At 49.3% G+C, this 22378-nt stretch carries 12 protein-coding genes, 6 tRNA genes and 3 rRNA genes; all 21 read left to right on the forward strand.

Annotated features, from left to right (window positions below; all coding sequences use genetic code 11):
• Window positions 1–142: 142 nt before the first annotated feature.
• The 21 genes from AOC32_RS00150 (at window position 143) to fusA (ending at window position 22366) form a co-directional block, all read left to right on the forward strand.
• Window positions 143–1675 (forward strand): 16S ribosomal RNA (locus AOC32_RS00150).
• Window positions 1676–1733: 58 nt separating this feature from the next.
• Window positions 1734–1810: transfer RNA gene (locus tag AOC32_RS00155), tRNA-Ile, on the forward strand.
• A 28-nt stretch (window positions 1811–1838) separates the two neighbouring features.
• Window positions 1839–1914, forward strand: a tRNA-Ala gene (locus tag AOC32_RS00160).
• Between the two features lie 237 nt (window positions 1915–2151).
• Window positions 2152–5023: ribosomal RNA gene (locus AOC32_RS00165) — 23S ribosomal RNA — on the forward strand.
• A 112-nt stretch (window positions 5024–5135) separates the two neighbouring features.
• Window positions 5136–5249 (forward strand): 5S ribosomal RNA (gene rrf / locus AOC32_RS00170).
• Together the 16S, 23S and 5S rRNA genes with 5 tRNA genes alongside form the textbook arrangement of a ribosomal RNA operon.
• A gap of 106 nt (window positions 5250–5355) precedes the next feature.
• Window positions 5356–5441, forward strand: a tRNA-Tyr gene (locus AOC32_RS00175).
• A gap of 73 nt (window positions 5442–5514) precedes the next feature.
• Window positions 5515–5588 (forward strand) — tRNA-Gly (locus AOC32_RS00180).
• 49 nt (window positions 5589–5637) lie between these two features.
• Window positions 5638–5712, forward strand: a tRNA-Thr gene (locus AOC32_RS00185).
• A gap of 63 nt (window positions 5713–5775) precedes the next feature.
• Window positions 5776–6966, forward strand: a complete 1191-nt coding sequence (gene tuf / locus AOC32_RS00190; protein WP_108507569.1) for an elongation factor Tu — start codon at window positions 5776–5778, stop codon at window positions 6964–6966.
• A 9-nt stretch (window positions 6967–6975) separates the two neighbouring features.
• Window positions 6976–7051: transfer RNA gene (locus AOC32_RS00195), tRNA-Trp, on the forward strand.
• 23 nt (window positions 7052–7074) lie between these two features.
• A complete protein-coding gene (gene secE / locus AOC32_RS00200; protein ID WP_108507570.1) occupies window positions 7075–7452 on the forward strand; it encodes a preprotein translocase subunit SecE in 378 nt (125 codons plus the stop codon).
• A 21-nt stretch (window positions 7453–7473) separates the two neighbouring features.
• Window positions 7474–8031, forward strand: coding sequence for a transcription termination/antitermination protein NusG (gene nusG, locus AOC32_RS00205; RefSeq protein ID WP_407675552.1), 558 nt, complete (start codon window positions 7474–7476; stop codon window positions 8029–8031).
• A 115-nt stretch (window positions 8032–8146) separates the two neighbouring features.
• The gene (gene rplK / locus AOC32_RS00210; RefSeq protein ID WP_108507572.1) at window positions 8147–8578 is read left to right on the forward strand and encodes a 50S ribosomal protein L11; all 432 of its coding nucleotides are present in this window, start codon (window positions 8147–8149) and stop codon (window positions 8576–8578) included.
• A 2-nt stretch (window positions 8579–8580) separates the two neighbouring features.
• Window positions 8581–9279 (forward strand): 50S ribosomal protein L1, encoded by a 699-nt coding sequence (rplA, locus tag AOC32_RS00215; protein WP_108507573.1) that lies wholly within the window; start codon window positions 8581–8583, stop codon window positions 9277–9279.
• 221 nt (window positions 9280–9500) lie between these two features.
• Complete coding sequence (gene rplJ, locus AOC32_RS00220) at window positions 9501–10091, forward strand: 50S ribosomal protein L10 (protein ID WP_108507574.1); 591 nt, start codon at window positions 9501–9503, stop codon at window positions 10089–10091.
• Window positions 10092–10127: 36 nt separating this feature from the next.
• Window positions 10128–10505, forward strand: a complete 378-nt coding sequence (rplL, locus tag AOC32_RS00225; protein ID WP_108507575.1) for a 50S ribosomal protein L7/L12 — start codon at window positions 10128–10130, stop codon at window positions 10503–10505.
• 224 nt (window positions 10506–10729) lie between these two features.
• On the forward strand, window positions 10730–14830 hold the full coding sequence (gene rpoB, locus AOC32_RS00230; protein ID WP_108507576.1) for a DNA-directed RNA polymerase subunit beta: 4101 nt from the start codon (window positions 10730–10732) through the stop codon (window positions 14828–14830).
• 1 nt (window position 14831) lies between these two features.
• Window positions 14832–19100, forward strand: coding sequence for a DNA-directed RNA polymerase subunit beta' (gene rpoC, locus AOC32_RS00235; protein ID WP_108507577.1), 4269 nt, complete (start codon window positions 14832–14834; stop codon window positions 19098–19100).
• 173 nt (window positions 19101–19273) lie between these two features.
• Window positions 19274–19651, forward strand: a complete 378-nt coding sequence (gene rpsL, locus AOC32_RS00240; protein ID WP_108507578.1) for a 30S ribosomal protein S12 — start codon at window positions 19274–19276, stop codon at window positions 19649–19651.
• A 118-nt stretch (window positions 19652–19769) separates the two neighbouring features.
• Window positions 19770–20240, forward strand: a complete 471-nt coding sequence (gene rpsG / locus AOC32_RS00245; RefSeq protein WP_108507579.1) for a 30S ribosomal protein S7 — start codon at window positions 19770–19772, stop codon at window positions 20238–20240.
• Window positions 20241–20263: 23 nt separating this feature from the next.
• Window positions 20264–22366 carry an elongation factor G gene (gene fusA / locus AOC32_RS00250; RefSeq protein ID WP_108507580.1) on the forward strand — a complete coding sequence of 701 codons (2103 nt, stop codon included), beginning with the start codon at window positions 20264–20266 and terminating at the stop codon, window positions 22364–22366.
• Window positions 22367–22378 lie beyond the last annotated feature (12 nt).

Here is a 22378-nt window from a genome sequence, read left to right on the forward strand (position 1 = left end):
TAATTGTGGGTACTGAGTAGAGGCATCCAGTCCTTCGGGACAGATGTAAATAAACAGTACTCATAGACAGTAAAAATGATTTGGTTTTTTACCAAGTCAATTTCTTAAATGAGTGCGACGAACCGCAAGGTTCACAGGAATTGAACTGAAGAGTTTGATCCTGGCTCAGATTGAACGCTGGCGGCATGCCTTACACATGCAAGTCGAACGGCAGCACGGGTGCTTGCACCTGGTGGCGAGTGGCGAACGGGTGAGTAATACATCGGAACGTACCTTATCGTGGGGGATAACGCAGCGAAAGTTGCGCTAATACCGCATACGCCCTGAGGGGGAAAGCGGGGGACCGTAAGGCCTCGCGCGATTAGAGCGGCCGATGTCTGATTAGCTTGTTGGTGAGGTAAAAGCTCACCAAGGCGATGATCAGTAGCTGGTCTGAGAGGACGATCAGCCACACTGGGACTGAGACACGGCCCAGACTCCTACGGGAGGCAGCAGTGGGGAATTTTGGACAATGGGGGCAACCCTGATCCAGCAATGCCGCGTGAGTGAAGAAGGCCTTCGGGTTGTAAAGCTCTTTTGTCAGGGAAGAAACAGCAGCTCTAACACAGTCTGCGAATGACGGTACCTGAAGAATAAGCACCGGCTAACTACGTGCCAGCAGCCGCGGTAATACGTAGGGTGCGAGCGTTAATCGGAATTACTGGGCGTAAAGCGTGCGCAGGCGGTTATACAAGACAGGCGTGAAATCCCCGGGCTTAACCTGGGAATGGCGTCTGTGACTGTATAGCTAGAGTGTGTCAGAGGGGGGTGGAATTCCACGTGTAGCAGTGAAATGCGTAGATATGTGGAGGAACACCAATGGCGAAGGCAGCCCCCTGGGATAACACTGACGCTCATGCACGAAAGCGTGGGGAGCAAACAGGATTAGATACCCTGGTAGTCCACGCCCTAAACGATGCTGACTAGTTGTTGGGAATTTACATTCTCAGTAACGTAGCTAACGCGTGAAGTCAGCCGCCTGGGGAGTACGGTCGCAAGATTAAAACTCAAAGGAATTGACGGGGACCCGCACAAGCGGTGGATGATGTGGATTAATTCGATGCAACGCGAAAAACCTTACCTACCCTTGACATGTCACTAACGAAGTAGAGATACATTAGGTGCCCGTAAGGGAAAGTGAACACAGGTGCTGCATGGCTGTCGTCAGCTCGTGTCGTGAGATGTTGGGTTAAGTCCCGCAACGAGCGCAACCCTTGTCTTTAGTTGCTACGCAAGAGCACTCTAAAGAGACTGCCGGTGACAAACCGGAGGAAGGTGGGGATGACGTCAAGTCCTCATGGCCCTTATGGGTAGGGCTTCACACGTCATACAATGGTGCGTACAGAGGGTTGCCAACCCGCGAGGGGGAGCTAATCTCTTAAAACGCATCGTAGTCCGGATCGTAGTCTGCAACTCGACTACGTGAAGCTGGAATCGCTAGTAATCGCGGATCAGCATGTCGCGGTGAATACGTTCCCGGGTCTTGTACACACCGCCCGTCACACCATGGGAGTGGGTTTTGCCAGAAGCAGTTAGCCTAACCGCAAGGAGGGCGATTGCCACGGCAGGGTTCATGACTGGGGTGAAGTCGTAACAAGGTAGCCGTATCGGAAGGTGCGGCTGGATCACCTCCTTTCTAGAGAATGATGCTAAAACTTTAGTGCCCACACTTATCGGTTGACAAAAAACGCCACGGGTCTGTAGCTCAGCTGGTTAGAGCACCGTCTTGATAAGGCGGGGGTCGTAGGTTCAAGTCCTACCAGACCCACCATCAAGCGGCGGTACAGACTGCGGTCGATGGGGGATTAGCTCAGCTGGGAGAGCACCTGCTTTGCAAGCAGGGGGTCGTCGGTTCGATCCCGTCATCCTCCACCATCATTAAATGTCAAAACAAAGCATTGATGCAGTGTTTTGTTTTGCTATTTATGGCTGTTCTTTAACAATTTGAGTAAGCAATGCGTTTGATGCATCTTTGAGAGTGCATCAAACAACAAGTAGTATGGGTAGTGATTGAATCATCAGTAATACAAATGAGTTTTATCAAGTTTGGATTACGGCAAACATGTCAGAAGTAAAACCTGTAACAGGTACTAGTAATGGTGCTCGTTATAGGATCAAGTGAATAAGTGCATGTGATGGATGCCTTGGCGATTACAGGCGATGAAGGACGTTGTAGCCTGCGATAAGCTTCGGGGAGCTGGCAAACAAGCTTTGATCCGAAGATTTCCGAATGGGGAAACCCGCCGCTTTTGCGGCACCCACATCTGAATACATAGGGTGTGTGGAGCGAACCTCGTGAACTGAAACATCTAAGTAGCGAGAGGAAAAGACATCAACCGAGATTCCCAAAGTAGTGGCGAGCGAAATGGGAACAGCCTTCTAGTGATAGCACAACATTTAGCAGAACGGAATGGAAAGTCCGGCAATAAAGGGTGATAGCCCCGTATGCGAAAGGTGATGTGTGGTACTAGGCTAGAGACAAGTAGGGCGGGACACGTGAAATCCTGTCTGAATATGGGGGGACCATCCTCCAAGGCTAAATACTCGTAATCGACCGATAGTGAACAAGTACCGTGAGGGAAAGGCGAAAAGAACCCCGGGAGGGGAGTGAAATAGATCCTGAAATCGCATGCATACAAACAGTAGGAGCCCTGCAAGGGGTGACTGCGTACCTTTTGTATAATGGGTCAGCGACTTACATTCAGTAGCAAGCTTAACCGCATAGGGAAGGCGTAGCGAAAGCGAGTCCGAATAGGGCGTTAGTTGCTGGGTGTAGACCCGAAACCAGTTGATCTATCCATGGCCAGGTTGAAGGTGCGGTAACACGTACTGGAGGACCGAACCCACTAACGTTGAAAAGTTAGGGGATGAGCTGTGGATAGGGGTGAAAGGCTAAACAAAACTGGAAATAGCTGGTTCTCTCCGAAAACTATTTAGGTAGTGCCTCGTGTATCACCAAAGGGGGTAGAGCACTGTAATGGTTGTGGGGTCCATTGCGGATTACCGCGCCATAGCAAACTCCGAATACCTTTGAGTGTCAGCACGGGAGACAGACATCGGGTGCTAACGTCCGGTGTCAAGAGGGAAACAACCCAGATCGCCAGCTAAGGTCCCTAAAATTGGCTAAGTGGGAAACGAAGTGGGAAGGCTAAAACAGTCAGGAGGTTGGCTTAGAAGCAGCCACCCTTTAAAGAAAGCGTAATAGCTCACTGATCGAGTCGTCCCGCGCGGAAGATGTAACGGGGCTAAGCCAGTTACCGAAGCTGCGAATCACGTAAGTGATGGTAGGAGAGCGTTCTGTAAGCCTGTGAAGGTGTGTTGTAAAGCATGCTGGAGGTATCAGAAGTGCGAATGCTGACATGAGTAGCGATAAAGGGGGTGAAAAGCCCCCTCGCCGTAAGCCCAAGGTTTCCTACGCAACGTTCATCGGCGTAGGGTGAGTCGGCCCCTAAGGCGAGGCAGAGATGCGTAGCTGATGGGAACAAGGTTAATATTCCTTGACCGTCGTTAGATGCGATGGGGGGACGGATCGCGGAGAGTTGTCCGGGTGTTGGATGTCCCGGTTCCTGCATTGGAGATGGCTATTAGGTAAATCCGGTAGCGTAAATCAAGGGTGTGGGACGAGTGAGCTTGCTCACGAAGCAATTGGAAGTGGTTCCAAGAAAAGCCTCTAAGCTTCAGTCTAACGAGACCGTACCGCAAACCGACACAGGTGGGCGAGATGAGTATTCTAAGGCGCTTGAGAGAACTCAGGAGAAGGAACTCGGCAAATTGGTACCGTAACTTCGGGATAAGGTACGCCCAAGTAGCTTAACTGTGAACAACAGAAGGGCAAAAGGGTTGCAATAAAATGGTGGCTGCGACTGTTTAATAAAAACACAGCACTCTGCAAACACGAAAGTGGACGTATAGGGTGTGACGCCTGCCCGGTGCTGGAAGATTAAATGATGGGGTGCAAGCTCTTGATTGAAGTCCCAGTAAACGGCGGCCGTAACTATAACGGTCCTAAGGTAGCGAAATTCCTTGTCGGGTAAGTTCCGACCTGCACGAATGGCGTAACGATGGCCACACTGTCTCCTCCTGAGACTCAGCGAAGTTGAAATGTTTGTGATGATGCAATCTACCCGCGGCTAGACGGAAAGACCCCATGAACCTTTACTGTAGCTTTGCATTGGACTTTGAATCGGTCTGTGTAGGATAGGTGGGAGGCTTTGAAACCAGGATGCTAGTTCTGGTGGAGCCAACCTTGAAATACCACCCTGATTTATTTGAGGTTCTAACCTTGGCCCGTTATCCGGGTCGGGAACAGTGCATGGTAGGCAGTTTGACTGGGGCGGTCTCCTCCCAAAGTGTAACGGAGGAGTACGAAGGTACGCTTGGCACGGTCGGACATCGTGCCTAAAGTGCAATGGCAAAAGCGTGCTTAACTGCGAGACCGACAAGTCGAGCAGGTGCGAAAGCAGGTCATAGTGATCCGGTGGTTCTGTATGGAAGGGCCATCGCTCAACGGATAAAAGGTACTCTGGGGATAACAGGCTGATACCGCCCAAGAGTTCATATCGACGGCGGTGTTTGGCACCTCGATGTCGGCTCATCTCATCCTGGGGCTGTAGCCGGTCCCAAGGGTATGGCTGTTCGCCATTTAAAGAGGTACGTGAGCTGGGTTTAAAACGTCGTGAGACAGTTTGGTCCCTATCTGCCGTGGGCGTTGGAGATTTGACGGGGGCTGCTCCTAGTACGAGAGGACCGGAGTGGACGTACCGCTGGTGTACCTGTTGTTTCGCCAGAAGCATCGCAGGGTAGCTATGTACGGAAGAGATAACCGCTGAAAGCATCTAAGCGGGAAACTTGCCTGAAGATAAGATCTCCCGGAGGTTTAACCTCCATAAAGGGTCGTTGAAGACCACAACGTTGATAGGTCAGGTGTGGAAGCGCAGTAATGCGTTAAGCTAACTGATACTAATTGCCCGTTAGGCTTGATCCTATAACCAGCACCATTGTGCTGAAGTTTGCGTGATTCAAGTCACTATCGATATCAAGTAATACATTGCTTGCTCAAATTGGGTTGTTTCTTTGGAAACAGCCGACCCTCTACGCCCGGTGACCATAGCGAGTTGGAACCACCCCTTCCCATCCCGAACAGGACCGTGAAACGACTCAACGCCGATGATAGTGCGGATTACCCGTGTGAAAGTAGGTAATTGCCGGGCACCAATGTGTGACGCCCAGACCCCTACGGTCTGGGCGTTTTCACTTGTGGAAGAAGGACTTGCAGATTGACAGCAGTGACCGAACAAGAGAAAATGGTCGGTTCTCGGAGAGATGCCCGAGCGGCTAAAGGGGGCAGACTGTAAATCTGTTGGCTTACGCCTACGTTGGTTCGAATCCAACTCTCTCCACCAGATGAATGAGCAGTAAAAGAAGTAAGAGCGGAATAAGTGAAGTATGAGTGGATGTAACTAAGCAGTTTTTACTGCGGGTGTAGCTCAATGGTAGAGCTGAAGCCTTCCAAGCTTATGACGAGGGTTCGATTCCCTTCACCCGCTCCAGCTTTTGTAGTTCATGTGCAGTATCGATGCAGTGTGATGTAAGAGCGCTGCCCATGTGGCTCAGTGGTAGAGCACTCCCTTGGTAAGGGAGAGGTCGGCAGTTCGATCCTGCCCATGGGCACCAGTTTTTGTGGTTAATTTTTTAGTGTGACTCAATTTGATTTAAGTAGATTACAAGGCACCCAAAATGGCAAAAGAAAAATTTGAACGGACTAAACCCCATGTGAACGTTGGCACCATTGGTCACGTCGACCACGGTAAGACCACCTTAACTGCAGCAATCACCACCGTGCTCTCCAAGCTCTTTGGTGGCGAAGCAAAAGCCTACGATCAGATCGATGCGGCTCCTGAAGAGAAGGCCCGTGGTATTACGATTAATACCGCCCACGTTGAGTACGAGACCAAGAACCGTCACTACGCCCACGTCGATTGCCCAGGCCACGCCGACTATGTGAAGAACATGATTACCGGTGCTGCCCAGATGGACGGCGCTATTTTGGTGGTCTCGGCTGCCGATGGTCCGATGCCCCAAACCCGTGAGCACATCCTCTTGGCCCGCCAAGTGGGCGTGCCTTACATCATCGTGTTTATGAACAAATGCGATATGGTGGATGACGCTGAACTCTTAGAGCTCGTAGAGATGGAAGTGCGTGAGCTGCTCTCCAAGTACGAGTTCCCAGGCGACGATACCCCCATCGTCAAGGGCTCTGCCAAGCTCGCCTTAGAAGGCGACAAGGGTGAGTTGGGCGAAGGCGCCATCATGAAGCTTGCCGAAGCCTTAGATAGCTATATCCCCAATCCTGAGCGTGCGATTGATGGCGCATTCTTGATGCCAGTCGAAGACGTGTTCTCGATCTCCGGTCGTGGCACCGTGGTGACCGGTCGTGTCGAGCGCGGCATTGTAAAAGTCGGTGAAGAGATTGAGATCGTGGGTATTAAGCCAACGCTGAAGACCACCTGCACTGGCGTCGAGATGTTCCGTAAACTGCTCGACCAAGGTCAAGCCGGTGATAACGTCGGTATCCTCTTGCGCGGTACTAAGCGCGAGGAAGTCGAGCGTGGCCAAGTATTAGCCAAGCCCGGCTCGATTACTCCCCACACCCACTTTACCGCTGAGGTTTATGTGTTGTCCAAAGATGAAGGCGGTCGTCACACCCCCTTCTTTAACAACTACCGTCCTCAGTTTTACTTCCGTACCACCGATGTCACTGGCTCGATTGAGTTGCCAAAGGACAAAGAGATGGTGATGCCTGGCGATAACGTCACCATCACCGTGAAGCTCATTGCCCCCATCGCGATGGAAGAGGGCTTGCGCTTTGCAATCCGTGAAGGCGGTCGTACCGTCGGTGCGGGTGTGGTTGCGAAGATTTTGGCTTAAGAACGAATTAGGGGCGTAGCTCAATTGGCAGAGCGTTGGTCTCCAAAACCAAAGGTTGGGGGTTCGATGCCCTCCGCCCCTGCCAGCATTAAGTAAGTGGATTTGTAAATGTCACAACAAACGATAGACAGCTCGGAGCAAAAATCAGGTTGGGTTAGCCTTGTAGCGGTTGCTATTGTGATCGCTGCATTGGTTCTTTATTACACCCTGATTGACCAAGGCTATTGGGTTCGTCTTGGCGCATTATTGGGCGGAATTGCTCTCGCAGTTATTTTGATGGCATTTTCAGCTGACGGTAAGCGTTTTATAGCTTACAGCAAAGACTCTTGGCTAGAGGTAAAAAAAGTAGTTTGGCCAACCCGCCAAGAATCAACCCGCATGACTCTTGTCGTGTTTGGCTTCGTTCTAATCATGGCGCTCTTTTTATGGCTAATTGATAAATTGGTCGAATGGCTCGTGTTCTCAATCTTTTTAGGCTGGAAGTGAGGCAATATGGTTGATGCTGATATGGTTTCCAACCCTCAGGCAACTGGCAATATGCGCTGGTATGTAATCCATGCCTATTCTGGTATGGAAAAGAGTGTAAAGAAGGGGCTTGAAGAGCGGATTGCTCGCTCCGGCATGGCTGAAAAGTTTGGCCGAATATTGGTTCCATCGGAGGAAGTGGTAGAAGTTAAATCAGGTCAAAAGGCCGTTTCTGAGCGTCGATTCTTCCCCGGTTATGTATTAATTGAGATGGAAATGACTGATGAAACCTGGCATTTGGTCAAAAATACGCCCAAAGTTACTGGTTTCGTGGGCGGCGTTCGCAATCGCCCATCCCCAATTTCGACTGCAGAAGTTAGCAAAATCATGGACCAAATGCAGGCTGGGGTAGATAAGCCCAAGCCTAAGACCCTGTTTGAGGTGGGTGAGATGGTTCGTGTCAAAGAAGGCCCATTTACCGATTTCAATGGAAATGTGGAAGAAGTGAACTATGAGAAGTCAAAACTCCGTGTTTCTGTTACAATTTTCGGTCGCGGTACTCCCGTTGAGCTTGAATTCGGCCAAGTGGAGAAGATGTAATTTGTAGAAGTATCAAGTAGTTAGCGAGGAGCGGATCCAGAACACGCCAATTCTGGTGAAGCGTTTACTCAACAGCGGTTAACACAATTGGTTAGCGCGCTTTTTTGGAGCAAGTATGGCAAAGAAAATTATTGGCTTTATCAAGCTGCAGATTCCTGCTGGTAAAGCAAATCCATCCCCACCCGTTGGTCCTGCATTAGGTCAGCGCGGTCTGAATATTATGGAATTCTGTAAAGCGTTTAATGCTCAAACTCAGAGCATGGAACCCGGCTTGCCAATTCCAGTCGTGATTACTGCTTTTGCGGACAAGAGCTTCTCATTTGTGATGAAGACTCCCCCCGCAACTATCTTGATTAAGAAGGCAGCAAAAATTGAGAAGGGTTCACCCCGGCCTCATACCGATAAGGTTGGCAAGATTACTCGCGCCCAAGCTGAAGAGATCGCCAAGTTAAAGATGCCCGACCTAACAGCCGCTGATTTGGATGCTGCTGTACGTACTGTGGCTGGCAGCGCCCGTTCGATGGGCATTACTGTGGAAGGAGTCTAAACATGCCTAAATTATCAAAGCGCGTGAAAGCGATTCAGTCCAAGGTTGATCGAAATAAATTCTATCCATTAGATGATGCCTTGGCATTGGTGAAAGAGTGTGCAACAGCGAAGTTTGATGAGTCCATTGATGTTGCCGTTCAGTTAGGCATTGATGCAAAGAAATCTGACCAGGTTGTTCGTGGCGCGGTTGTGCTGCCCGCTGGTACTGGTAAGCATATGCGCGTTGCTGTTTTCGCTCAGGGCGAAAAGGCTGAACAGGCCAAGGCAGCAGGAGCCGAAATCGTGGGCATGGAAGATTTAGCCGAACAAATTAAAGGTGGCAACATCAATTTTGATGTGTTGATTGCATCCCCAGATACGATGAAGATTGTTGGAACTTTGGGACAGGTATTGGGCCCACGTGGTTTGATGCCTAATCCAAAAGTGGGCACCGTGACCCCCGATGTGGTCACTGCAATTAAGAATGCGAAGGCCGGCCAGGTCCAGTTCCGAGTTGATAAAGCTGGAATTGTGCATGCCTCGATTGGCCGCCGTTCTTTTGAGCCAACTGCTCTTAAGACCAATTTACTGGCCTTACTTGATGCTTTAAATAAAGCCAAGCCAAGCGCATCAAAAGGGATTTATTTAAGAAAGATCGCACTGAGCAGCACGATGGGCGCTGGTGTGCGTGTCGATCAAGCTTCACTGCAGGCTGCATAAGCCCGTAGTAAAAAAACTTTGGGTCGAGTGCCTTGGCACTCGAACATCAAAGACCGTTGGTGAACAAAGTGTTGTTTGACGAGTTCTTAATTGTTGCGAGAGCGATAACCAACCTAGATGGCGACCCTGTAAGGATATTTCGGGCACACCCCGCGATAGACAAATCAGACGCTGGTGTGTAACCCCGACTGGAAACGGTCGGAATGAGAAGGAGTTAAACCGTGCCTTTGAATGTAGAAGACAAAAAAGCGATTGTGGCTGATGTCGGCGCTCAATTGGCTGCGGCTCAAACAGTGGTGCTTGCCGAGTATCGCGGGATTCCCGTGGGTGAGTTGACCACCTTGCGTGCCAATGCACGTTCCCAAGGTGTTTATCTTCGTGTATTGAAGAACACATTGGCACGTCGTGCTGCGCAAGGAACACCGTTTGAGCAACTTGGCGACTCAATGGTTGGACCCTTGATTTATGGAATCTCTGCAGATCCTGTTGCTCCGGCAAAGGTATTGCATCAGTTTTCTAAGGGCCAAGACCAATTGGTCATTAAGGCAGGCTTTTATAACGGCAAAGTACTGGATGTAAACGGTGTTAAAGAACTAGCGACGATTCCGTCACGCGAAGAATTGCTCTCGATGCTATTGGGAGTGATGAAGGCGCCCGTATCGGCAATGGCTCGTGTTCTTGGTGCTGTGGCAGAGCAAAAAGCAAATGGAGCGCCAGCTGTAGCGGCCGCACCGGTTGCTGAAGCTGCCGCTGAGCCAGCACCTGAGGTCAGTGCTGCACCCGAGCAAGACAACCCAACTCCTGCTGCTTAATGCGCAGGATTAACTAATACAGTTTAGGAGCTAAAAATGGCAATTACTAAAGAAGAAATTATTGAAGCAGTTGGCAATATGTCCGTAATGGATTTGAATGACTTGGTCAAAGCATTCGAAGAGAAGTTTGGTGTTTCTGCGGCAGCAATGGCTGTAGCAGGACCTGCTGGTGGCGGCGGTGGTGCAGCTGCTGCTGAAGAAAAGACTGAGTTCACTGTAAATCTCCTCGAGGCTGGTGCCAACAAGGTTGGTGTTATTAAGGCGGTTCGTGAGATCACGGGCCTTGGCTTGAAAGAAGCCAAAGATTTGGTCGATGGCGCACCAAAACCAATTAAAGAAGGTGTTGATAAGAAAACAGCGGAAGAGGCTAAGAAAAAGCTCGAAGACGCTGGCGCAAAAGCCGAACTCAAGTAATTTTGAGATTGCCGGAGGGCTCACGGGCTCTCCGTGGTTTGATCCTCAGTGGTCAAACCAGATCTCATATTTACTGATGTAAGTCTGAAATCTGGTTTGCCTTCTGATACGACTGCAGAAGACAAGTTTGGTCGGGCATAACAATTTAATTGTTTTGCTGTCCGCCAGAGGCTGGTAGAGGCCAGCCGCCAAATCTTTGCTCAGTCGCTGCCATCGGAGATGAAATGAACTATAGCTTCACCGAACGCAAGCGCATCCGTAAGAGTTTTGCTAAGCGACCCAATAATCACCAGGTTCCATACCTGCTTACAACCCAGCTCGAGTCCTACGCTAAATTTTTGCAGGCTGACAAGCCCGCAACCGCAAGAGCGAATGAAGGACTTCAGTCTGCATTTACGTCGATATTCCCGATCGTATCCAACAATGGATATGCGCGCATGGAATATGTTTCGTATCAATTATCGCCACCACCATTTGATGTCAAAGAATGTCAACAGCGTGGCTTGACCTATCACTCCGCATTGCGCGCTAAAGTTCGCTTGATCATTAATGATCGCGAAGCGCCCCATAAGGTAAAAGAGGTTAAGGAGCAAGAAGTCTACATGGGTGAAATCCCCCTGATGACCGATACCGGTTCATTTGTGATCAATGGCACCGAGCGTGTGATTGTTTCTCAGCTGCATCGTTCGCCCGGTGTATTTTTTGAGCATGACAAAGGCAAAACCCATAGTTCAGGGAAGCTTTTGTTCTCCGCGCGCATTATTCCTTATCGTGGCTCGTGGTTGGATTTTGAGTTCGATCCCAAAGATATTTTGTACTTCCGGGTAGACCGTCGTCGCAAGATGCCGGTCACCATTTTGCTCAAAGCGATTGGCTTAAACAATGAGCAAATTTTGGCAAACTTCTTTAATTTTGACCACTTCACACTCTCGCAGTCCGGCGCATCGATGGAATTTGTTCCAGAGCGTTTGCGTGGTGAAGTTGCTCGATTTGATATTGTGGACAAGAACGGCGTTGTAGTTGTTCAAAAAGACAAGCGCATCAATGCAAAGCATATTCGTGAGCTTGAGGCTGCTAAAACCAAAATTATTACCGTCCCGGATGATTCTTTAATTGGTCGTGTGGTCGCTAAAAATATTGTCGATCCGGATTCTGGCGAAGTACTGGCAAGCGCGAATGACGAGATTACCGAAGACCTGTTGGCCAAACTTCGTGAAAGCGGCATTAAGCAATTTGAGACCATTTATACCAATGACTTAGATTGCGGCGCTTATATCTCGCAGACCTTGCGCATGGATGAGACAGTTGATCAAACCGCCGCTCGCATTGCTATTTACCGCATGATGCGTCCTGGTGAGCCGCCCACTGAAGATGCTGTTGAGGCTTTGTTCCAACGCTTGTTCTACAGCGAAGACTCTTATGACCTCTCGCGCGTTGGTCGTATGAAGGTCAATAGCCGTTTGGGTCGCAGTGAGATGGAAGGCCCCATGGTGCTCTCGAATGAAGACATCATGGACACCATCAAGATTTTGGTTGATCTTCGCAATGGTAAAGGCGAGGTTGACGATATCGATCACCTTGGTAATCGTCGTGTCCGCTGTGTTGGTGAGTTAGCAGAAAATCAGTTTCGTGCCGGTTTATCACGTGTTGAGCGCGCTGTTAAAGAGCGCCTTGGTCAAGCCGAGACCGAGAATTTGATGCCTCATGATTTAATCAATAGCAAGCCGATTTCCTCGGCAATTCGTGAGTTCTTTGGCTCATCGCAGCTATCGCAATTTATGGATCAAACCAATCCATTGTCCGAAATTACGCATAAGCGTCGTATCTCGGCATTGGGACCTGGTGGATTAACACGTGAGCGCGCCGGTTTTGAGGTACGCGATGTGCATCCAACCCATTATGGCCGCGTTTGTCCAATTGAAACACCTGAAGGACCAAACATTGGTTTGATTAACTCACTCGCTTTGTTTGCCCGATTAAATGAGCACGGTTTTCTTGAAACGCCATACCGCAAGGTAAGTAATGGCAAGGTAACCGATCAGGTTGAGTATTTGTCGGCGATTGAAGAAGCGAAGTACACCATTGCTCAGGCGAATGCGACCATTGATAAAAACGGTAAGCTGGCAGACGAATTAGTATCTGCTCGTCAAGCAGGCGAGACCATGATGGTTGGTCCAGAGCGGATTGATTACATTGATGTTGCGCCCAGCCAAATCGTTTCTGCGGCAGCTTCCCTCGTGCCATTTTTGGAGCATGACGATGCAAACCGCGCGTTGATGGGTGCAAACATGCAGCGTCAAGCGGTTCCTTGCCTGCGCCCTGACAAGCCATTAGTTGGCACAGGTCTTGAGCGCATTGTGGCCCTCGACTCCGGAACTGTGGTGATGGCAACACGCGGTGGTGTAGTTGATTATGTCGATGCAAATCGTATCGTGATTCGTGTGAATGACGATGAGACCGCAGCTGGTGAAGTAGGTGTGGATATTTATAACCTCACGAAATACACTCGCTCGAATCAAAATACCAACATTAACCAACGCCCAATCGTTCAAGTGGGTGATCATGTCAAGCGTGGCGATGTGGTTGCAGACGGCGCCTCAACCGATTTAGGTGAATTGGCTTTGGGTCAAAACATGACCGTCGCCTTTATGCCTTGGAACGGCTACAACTTCGAAGACTCTATTTTGATTTCTGAGAAGGTTGTGGCGGATGATCGTTATACCTCGATTCATATTGAGGAACTATCGGTTGTAGCGCGTGATACCAAATTGGGTTCGGAAGAGATCTCAAGGGACATTTCCAATTTGGCCGAATCCCAATTGGCACGCCTTGATGAAAGCGGTATTGTGTACATCGGTGCCGAAGTTGAGGCTGGCGATGTATTGGTTGGTAAGGTAACGCCAAAAGGCGAGACCACTCTGACCCCAGAAGAGAAGCTATTGCGCGCAATCTTTGGCGAAAAAGCCTCTGACGTAAAAGATACTTCCTTGCGTGTGCCCTCCGGTATGAGTGGGACGGTTATCGACGTTCAGGTATTTACCCGTGAAGGTATCGAGCGTGATGCTCGTGCGCAATCGATTATTGCCGAAGAGCTCCAACGCTATCGTTTAGACCTTAATGACCAGTTACGGATTGTTGAGGGTGATGCGTTTGATCGTCTACAAAAATTACTCTTAAATAAAACTGCGAATGGTGGCCCCAAGAAATTGGCGAAAGGTAGCAAGATTACGAAAGAGTATTTGTCAGAGTTAGATCGCTACCATTGGTTTGATATTCGTCCAGCGGATGAAGACGTCGCTACGCAGGTCGAAGCGATTAAAGCTTCGATTGAGGCAAAGCGTAAGCAATTTGATGCAGCATTTGAGGAAAAGCGTAAGAAGCTGACCCAAGGCGATGAGTTGCCTCCAGGCGTTACTAAGATGGTGAAGGTGTATTTGGCTGTTAAGCGCCGCTTGCAGCCTGGCGACAAGATGGCAGGACGTCACGGTAACAAGGGCGTCGTATCCAAGATTGTTCCAGTCGAAGATATGCCCTACATGGCCGATGGTCGTTCCGTTGATATTGTGCTTAATCCCTTGGGCGTCCCGTCACGGATGAACGTGGGCCAAATTCTGGAGACCCATTTGGGTTGGGCTGCGCAGGGTATTGGTAAGCGCATTGATGCCATGCTCAAAGAACAAGCCAAGGTAGCTGATCTCAGAAAGTTCTTTAAGACACTCTATAACGAAACGGGTCGTCAAGAAAACATTGATGAGTTTAGCGATGAGCAGATTCTGGAGCTTGCCAGTAATTTGAAGAACGGCTTGCCATTTGCAACTCCTGTTTTTGATGGAGCTACCGAGAACGAGATTGGCAAGATGCTGGAGTTTGCTTATCCCGATGATCAGGCAAAGAGCTTGCATATGACCCCTTCGCGTCAACAAATTACCCTGTATGACGGACGCACTGGCGACGCATTTGAGCGTCCAGTTACCGTTGGTGTGATGCATGTTTTGAAATTGCATCACTTGGTGGATGACAAGATGCATGCTCGCTCAACCGGACCATACTCTTTGGTCACACAGCAACCTCTAGGCGGAAAAGCCCAGTTTGGTGGACAGCGCTTTGGTGAGATGGAAGTTTGGGCCTTAGAAGCGTATGGCGCCTCTTATGTCTTGCAAGAGATGCTCACTGTGAAGTCTGACGACGTCACTGGCCGAACCAAAGTTTATGAAAACATCGTCAAGGGTGAGCACACGATTGATGCTGGCATGCCCGAATCGTTCAACGTTCTGGTGAAGGAAATCCGTTCGTTGGGTATTGACATTGACATGGAGCGCAACTGATATGAAAGCATTGCTCGATTTATTTAAGCAAACCTCTGGTGAGGAGCAGTTTGACGCCATCAAAATTGGCTTAGCCTCTCCCGAGAAAATTCGTTCGTGGTCTTTCGGAGAAGTTCGAAAGCCTGAGACGATTAATTACCGCACGTTCAAACCAGAGAGAGATGGGCTCTTTTGTGCCAAGATCTTTGGGCCGATTAAAGACTATGAGTGCTTGTGCGGCAAGTACAAGCGCCTCAAGTTCCGCGGTGTTATTTGTGAAAAGTGCGGCGTTGAGGTCACTTTAGCCAAAGTGCGCCGTGAGCGCATGGGACACATTGAACTGGCTGCTCCGGTTGCGCACATTTGGTTTCTGAAGTCTCTGCCATCCCGCTTGGGAATGGTTTTAGACATGACCTTGCGTGATATTGAGCGCGTTCTCTACTTTGAAGCATACGTCGTTGTTGATCCAGGTTTAACACCTGAGGGTGCAATGAAGCGTGGTCAAATTATGTCCGAGGATGAGTACAACGCTAAGGTGGAAGAGTTTGGCGAAGGCGCCTTTACTGCCATCATGGGCGCCGAAGGTATTCGGGAGCTACTGCGTACTATTAATATCGATCGCGAAGTCGAGACAATTCGTTCAGAGTTGAAGGCTACTGGTAGTGATGCCAAGATTAAAAAGTACGCCAAGCGTCTCAAAGTATTAGAGGCCTTCCAAAGCTCGGGCATCAAGCCTGACTGGATGATCATGGAGGTTTTGCCAGTATTGCCTCCTGAGCTGCGTCCTTTGGTGCCATTGGATGGTGGTCGTTTTGCAACCTCCGATTTGAACGACCTTTATCGTCGCGTCATTAATCGTAATAATCGTTTGCGCCGCCTTTTAGAGCTGCGTGCCCCCGAGATTATTGTTCGTAATGAAAAACGCATGTTGCAAGAGGCGGTTGACTCCTTATTGGATAACGGTCGTCGCGGTAAAGCAATGACGGGTGCGAATAAGCGTCCGTTGAAGTCGCTTGCTGAGATGATTAAAGGTAAGAGTGGCCGTTTCCGTCAGAACTTGTTAGGTAAGCGCGTTGACTACTCGGGTCGTTCTGTGATCGTAGTGGGCCCAACGCTGAAGTTGCATCAGTGCGGCTTGCCAAAGTTGATGGCATTGGAGTTATTTAAGCCATTTATTTTTAATAAGCTCGAGACACTTGGTATTGCAACCACCATCAAGGCTGCCAAGAAAGAAGTGGAAAGCCAAACCCCAATCGTTTGGGATATTTTGGAAGAGGTGATTCGGGAGCATCCGATTCTGTTAAATCGTGCCCCGACTTTGCATCGTCTTGGTATTCAGGCGTTTGAGCCAATGTTAATTGAGGGTAAAGCGATTCAGTTGCATCCCTTAGTTTGTGCTGCGTTCAATGCCGACTTTGACGGCGACCAAATGGCGGTTCACGTCCCACTCTCACTTGAGGCGCAAATGGAAGCCCGCACCTTAATGTTGGCGTCGAACAACGTATTGTTCCCCGCTAACGGCGAGCCATCGATTGTCCCGTCTCAAGACGTGGTGCTAGGTTTGTATTACGCAACGCGCGACAAGATTAATGGTAAGGGTGAAGGCATGGTATTTGCTGATATCCCTGAAGTGATTCGGGCGTATGAGGCTGGAACCGTTGAGCTTGCATCGCGGATTGCAGTACGCGTCACTGAATATGAAGTAGTTAACAAAAATGCCGAGGGCGATGAGCGCTTTGTTGCCAAGACATCGGTTCAGCATACGTCGGTAGGCCGTGCAATTTTGTCTGAAATTTTGCCAAAAGGCATGGCATTTGCTGAAATTAATAAGCCGCTGAAGAAAAAAGAAATCTCACGACTTATTAATACTTCCTTCCGTAAGTGCGGCTTGCGTGAAACCGTAATTTTTGCGGATCGTTTGTTGCAGGCAGGTTTCCGTTTAGCAACCAAGGCAGGCATCTCGATTGCGATCGACGACATGCTGATTCCAAGCTCGAAAGACGGAATCATTAACGAAGCTGCCGGCAAAGTGAAAGAGTATGACAAGCAATTTATGTCAGGCTTGGTAACCAATCAAGAGCGTTATAACAACGTGGTTGATATTTGGGGTGCCGCTGGTGATCAGGTTGGCAAGGCGATGATGGACGAGTTGTCGCATGTTGATGTAACTGATCGCAACGGCAAGCCGGTACGCCAGGAGTCCTTCAACTCCATTTACATGATGGCTGATTCTGGAGCGCGTGGTTCGGCAGCACAGATTCGTCAGCTTGCTGGTATGCGTGGATTGATGGCGAAGCCCGACGGCTCAATCATTGAAACACCGATTACAGCGAACTTCCGTGAAGGCTTGAATGTGTTGCAGTACTTCATCTCCACTCACGGCGCACGTAAGGGTCTTGCGGATACCGCGTTGAAGACCGCAAACTCCGGCTACTTGACGCGTCGCTTGTGCGATGTGACGCAAGATCTGGTTGTGGTTGAAGAGGATTGCGGCGCAAGCAATGGTGTAACGATGCGTGCTTTGGTGGAGGGTGGTGAAATTATTGAAGCCCTGCGCGATCGCATTTTAGGTCGCGTATGCATTGGCGATATCTTGCATCCAGATACTCAAGAGGTTATTGTTCCCCACGATACCTTGCTTGAAGAAGACCATGTCGATCAAATCGTTGATTTAGGTATTGATGAAGTCAAGGTCCGTACTGTTTTAACCTGTGAGACGCGCTATGGACTATGTGCTAAGTGCTATGGACGTGATCTAGGCCGTGGCGGCCTCGTTAACGTAGGTGAGGCGGTTGGAGTAATCGCGGCTCAGTCGATTGGTGAGCCCGGCACCCAGTTAACGATGCGTACTTTCCACATTGGCGGTGCCGCATCACGTGCATTGGTTGCAAGTAATGTTGAGGTGAAGTCGAACGGTTCATTGAAGTTCTCTTCCACCATGCGATTTGTAACCAACGCTAAGGGCGAGCCAGTGGTGATATCTCGTTCAGGCGAGGCCTTGGTCTTGGATGACAACGGTCGCGAGCGCGAGCGTCACAAGATTCCGTACGGAGCGACCTTGCTCGTGAAAGAGGGCGCAAGCGTAAAAGCCGGTACCAGTATTGCAACCTGGGACCCATTAACTCGCCCAATTATTTCTGAGTATGCAGGCATTGCACGCTTTGAGAATGTTGAAGAGGGCGTCACCGTTGCCAAGCAAGTTGATGAAGTCACGGGCTTATCAACTTTGGTGGTGATCGATGGTAAGCGCCGTTCAGCTGCTAGCAAAGGTTTGCGTCCCGTAATCCAGTTGCTCGATGAGCAGGGAAATCAAACCAAGATTGCCGGTACTGATCATCCTGTAACGATCGGTCTTCAAGTCGGCGCATTGATCACCGTAAAAGATGGCCAGAAGATCGAGGTTGGTGAGGTATTGGCGCGTATTCCAATTGAGTCACAAAAGACACGCGACATTACAGGCGGCTTGCCACGAGTTGCTGAGCTTTTCGAGGCGCGTTCACCGAAAGATGCTGCTATTTTGGCCAAGGTGACTGGAACGGTTTCCTTTGGTAAAGAGACTAAAGGTAAACAGCGCTTGGTCATTACCGATATGGACGGTGAGAGCAGCGAGTTCCTCATTCCAAAAGAGAAGCAAGTTCTAGTTCATGACGGCCAAGTTGTGAACAAGGGCGAAATGATTGTGGAGGGTCCTGCAGATCCACACGATATTTTGCATCTCAAAGGAATTGAAGAATTGGCGATCTATATCGTCGATGAGGTTCAGGACGTTTATCGACTTCAGGGCGTAAAGATTAATGACAAGCATATTGAAGTAATCGTGCGTCAAATGTTGCGTCGTGTTCAGATCACCAATCCTGGCGACACCAACTTCATTACTGGTGAGCAAGTGGAGCGTTCCAAGCTTTATGACGAGAATGATCGTGTGATTGCAGAAGGTAAGCAACCCGCTCAGTTCGAGAACATTCTGCTCGGAATTACCAAGGCATCCTTGTCAACCGACAGCTTTATTTCAGCGGCATCCTTCCAAGAGACCACTCGTGTATTAACTGAGGCAGCCATTATGGGCAAAGTTGATACCCTAAGAGGCCTCAAGGAAAACGTCATTATTGGGCGTTTGATTCCTGCTGGAACTGGCTTGGCCTATCGTCGCGCGAGAAAAGTACGTGAGCAGTTTGAGCGCGATCGTGCTCAGATGATTGCTGCCGAGGAGGCTTTGGCTTTGGAGGCCGGCGATGTAGTGGAGCAAGTTGAGGCTGCAGCGACGCCTGAAGGTGAGGCCGAGCAAAGTTAAGGGTGGTATTCAGCATTGACCAGTCTTTACCCAAGAAGTTGACGGGAAGGGCTGGTCAAGCTAGAATGCTGAGTTCTACTGATTCATAAGAAAATCAATTACTTAAGAGAATAGCGGTCTAAATTCATAAGTTATTGATTTTAAAGATAAAAGTAATAAGCGAGTATAAATTTATGCCAACAATTAATCAGCTGCTGCGTAAGCCGCGCTCACGACTAGTGATCAAGAGCAAAAGCCCAGCGTTGCAGAATAGCCCCCAGCGCCGCGGTGTTTGCACCCGTGTTTACACAACGACGCCAAAGAAGCCAAATTCGGCATTGCGTAAAGTAGCTAAGGTGCGCTTAACCAATGGGTTTGAGGTGATCTCATATATCGGCGGTGAAGGCCATAACCTCCAGGAACACTCAGTTGTGCTGATTCGCGGCGGTCGTGTGAAGGATTTGCCTGGCGTGCGTTATCACATTGTTCGCGGATCTCTTGACTTGCAGGGCGTTAAAGACCGTAAGCAAGCGCGTTCCAAGTATGGTGCAAAGCGCGCTAAGAAAGCGTAATTTAAGGTAGTAGTTTTGTAGTAAAGGCCATTTTGGCAAGTAAGTGGTTACTTCGCTTTTTATCGAAGTTGTTAAGTAACTAAGGGAATGTTCCCTAACTGAATAGATAGGAGTTGTTATGCCGCGTCGTCGCGAAGTCCCGAAACGGGAAATTCTTCCTGACCCAAAATTTGGGAATGTGGAAGTTGCTAAGTTCATGAACGTCTTAATGCTTGACGGCAAAAAGTCCGTTGCAGAGCGCATCGTCTATGGTGCCTTTGAACACATTGAGAAAAAAGCCAATAAAGAGCCCCTCGAGATTTTCTCGACTGCCATGGGAAATGTAAAACCCATGGTTGAAGTCAAAAGTCGCCGGGTTGGCGGCGCCAACTATCAGGTGCCCGTTGAAGTTCGTCCATCGCGTCGATCTGCATTGGCAATGCGTTGGCTAAGAGAGGCTGCCAAGAAGCGTGGTGAGAAATCTATGGCACAGCGTTTGGCAAACGAATTACTAGAAGCCGCTGAAGGTCGTGGCGGCGCAATGAAGAAGCGTGAAGAGGTTCATCGTATGGCTGAAGCCAACAAAGCCTTCTCGCATTTCCGTTTCTAACGCTCTAACCGAAAGAGGAAAAAGTGGCACGTAAAACCCCCATTGAGCGCTATCGAAATATTGGTATCTCTGCACACATTGATGCTGGCAAAACAACTACGACAGAACGCGTGTTGTTTTATACCGGCGTAAATCACAAAATTGGCGAAGTTCATGATGGCGCTGCCACGATGGACTGGATGGAGCAAGAGCAAGAGCGTGGGATTACCATCACCTCAGCTGCTACCACCGCCTTCTGGAAAGGCATGGCCGGAAATTATCCAGAGCATCGTATCAACATCATTGATACGCCAGGGCACGTTGACTTCACGATTGAGGTGGAGCGCTCAATGCGTGTATTGGATGGCGCTTGCATGGTTTACTGTGCGGTGGGCGGAGTTCAGCCGCAGTCTGAGACCGTTTGGCGTCAAGCGAATAAATACAAAGTGCCACGTTTAGCCTTTGTGAACAAAATGGATCGTACCGGTGCTAACTTCTTTAAGGTCTACGACCAGATGAGATCGCGCCTAAAGGCAAACCCGATTCCGATCCAGGTTCCAATTGGTGCTGAAGAAAATTTCCAGGGCGTGATTGACTTGATCAAGATGAAAGCCATCATTTGGGATGATGCTTCTCAGGGAACTAAGTTTGAGTACGGTGATATCCCTGCTGAATTGAAAGAAACCGCTGAAGAGTGGCGCGAGAAAATGCTTGAGGCTGCGGCTGAGAGCTCTGAGGAAATGATGGACAAGTACCTTGGCGGCGAAACCCTGACAGAGGAAGACATCAAGAAGGCACTCCGTCAACGGACCATCGCTGGTGAAATCGTTCCGATGCTTTGTGGCAGCGCTTTCAAAAATAAAGGCGTTCAAGCAATGTTGGATGCGGTTGTTGATTTCTTGCCCTCGCCCGTTGATATTCCTCCGGTCAAAGGCGAAAAAGAAGACGGTAGTGAAACCAGTCGTAAAGCCAGTGACGATGAAAAGTTCTCGGCACTCGCATTTAAGATCATGACCGATCCATTTGTGGGCCAGTTAATTTTCTTCCGCGTTTACTCTGGCGTTGTAAATTCTGGTGACACCATTTACAACCCCATCAAGGGTAAGAAGGAGCGGATTGGTCGTCTTTTACAGATGCACGCTAATCAACGCGAAGAAATTAAGGAAGTTCGTGCTGGCGATATCGCCGCTGCAGTTGGTTTAAAAGAAGCCACCACTGGCGAAACCCTTTGCGACCCAGATAATATTTTGATTTTAGAGCGTATGGTGTTCCCAGAGCCTGTTATTTCTCAGGCTGTTGAGCCAAAAACCAAGGCTGACCAAGAGAAGATGGGCTTAGCTCTCAATCGCCTTGCACAAGAAGACCCATCGTTCCGCGTGAAGACCGATGAAGAGTCTGGCCAGACCATTATTTCTGGAATGGGCGAGTTGCACCTTGAAATTATTGTTGATCGCATGAAACGCGAGTTCGGCGTTGAGGCAACGGTTGGTAAACCACAAGTTGCTTATCGCGAAACGATTCGTAAGGTTTGTGATGAAATCGAAGGCAAGTTTGTTAAGCAATCGGGTGGCCGTGGTCAGTATGGTCACGTGGTATTGAAACTTGAGCCACAAGATCCAGGTAAGGGCTTTGAGTTTGTCGATGCAATCAAAGGCGGTGTCGTTCCACGTGAATACATCCCTGCTGTTGAAAAGGGTATCGTTGAAACACTCAATGCTGGAGTCCTTGCTGGCTACCCAGTCGTAGACGTAAAGGCAACGCTGTTCTTTGGTTCCTACCACGATGTTGACTCGAATGAGAACGCATTCAAAATGGCGGCCTCGATGGCATTCAAGGATGGTATGCGTAAAGCAACTCCAGTTCTGCTTGAGCCAATGATGGCAGTAGAAGTTGAGACTCCTGAAGATTTCATGGGTAACGTCATGGGTGATTTATCGTCTCGTCGCGGCATTATGCAGGGCATGGATGACATCCCTGGTGGCGGCAAGATTGTGCGCGCTGAGGTTCCCCTTGCAGAAATGTTTGGATACTCAACCGGCTTGCGCTCATTAACGCAAGGCCGCGCCACATACACCATGGAATTTAAGCATTACTCAGAAGCACCGAAGAACGTCGCTGATGCTGTCATTGCGGCAAAAGCAAAGTAATTTTTTGAACAT

The organism is Polynucleobacter acidiphobus, from assembly GCF_003065385.1.
In the GTDB taxonomy this organism is placed as follows: domain Bacteria; phylum Pseudomonadota; class Gammaproteobacteria; order Burkholderiales; family Burkholderiaceae; genus Polynucleobacter; species Polynucleobacter acidiphobus.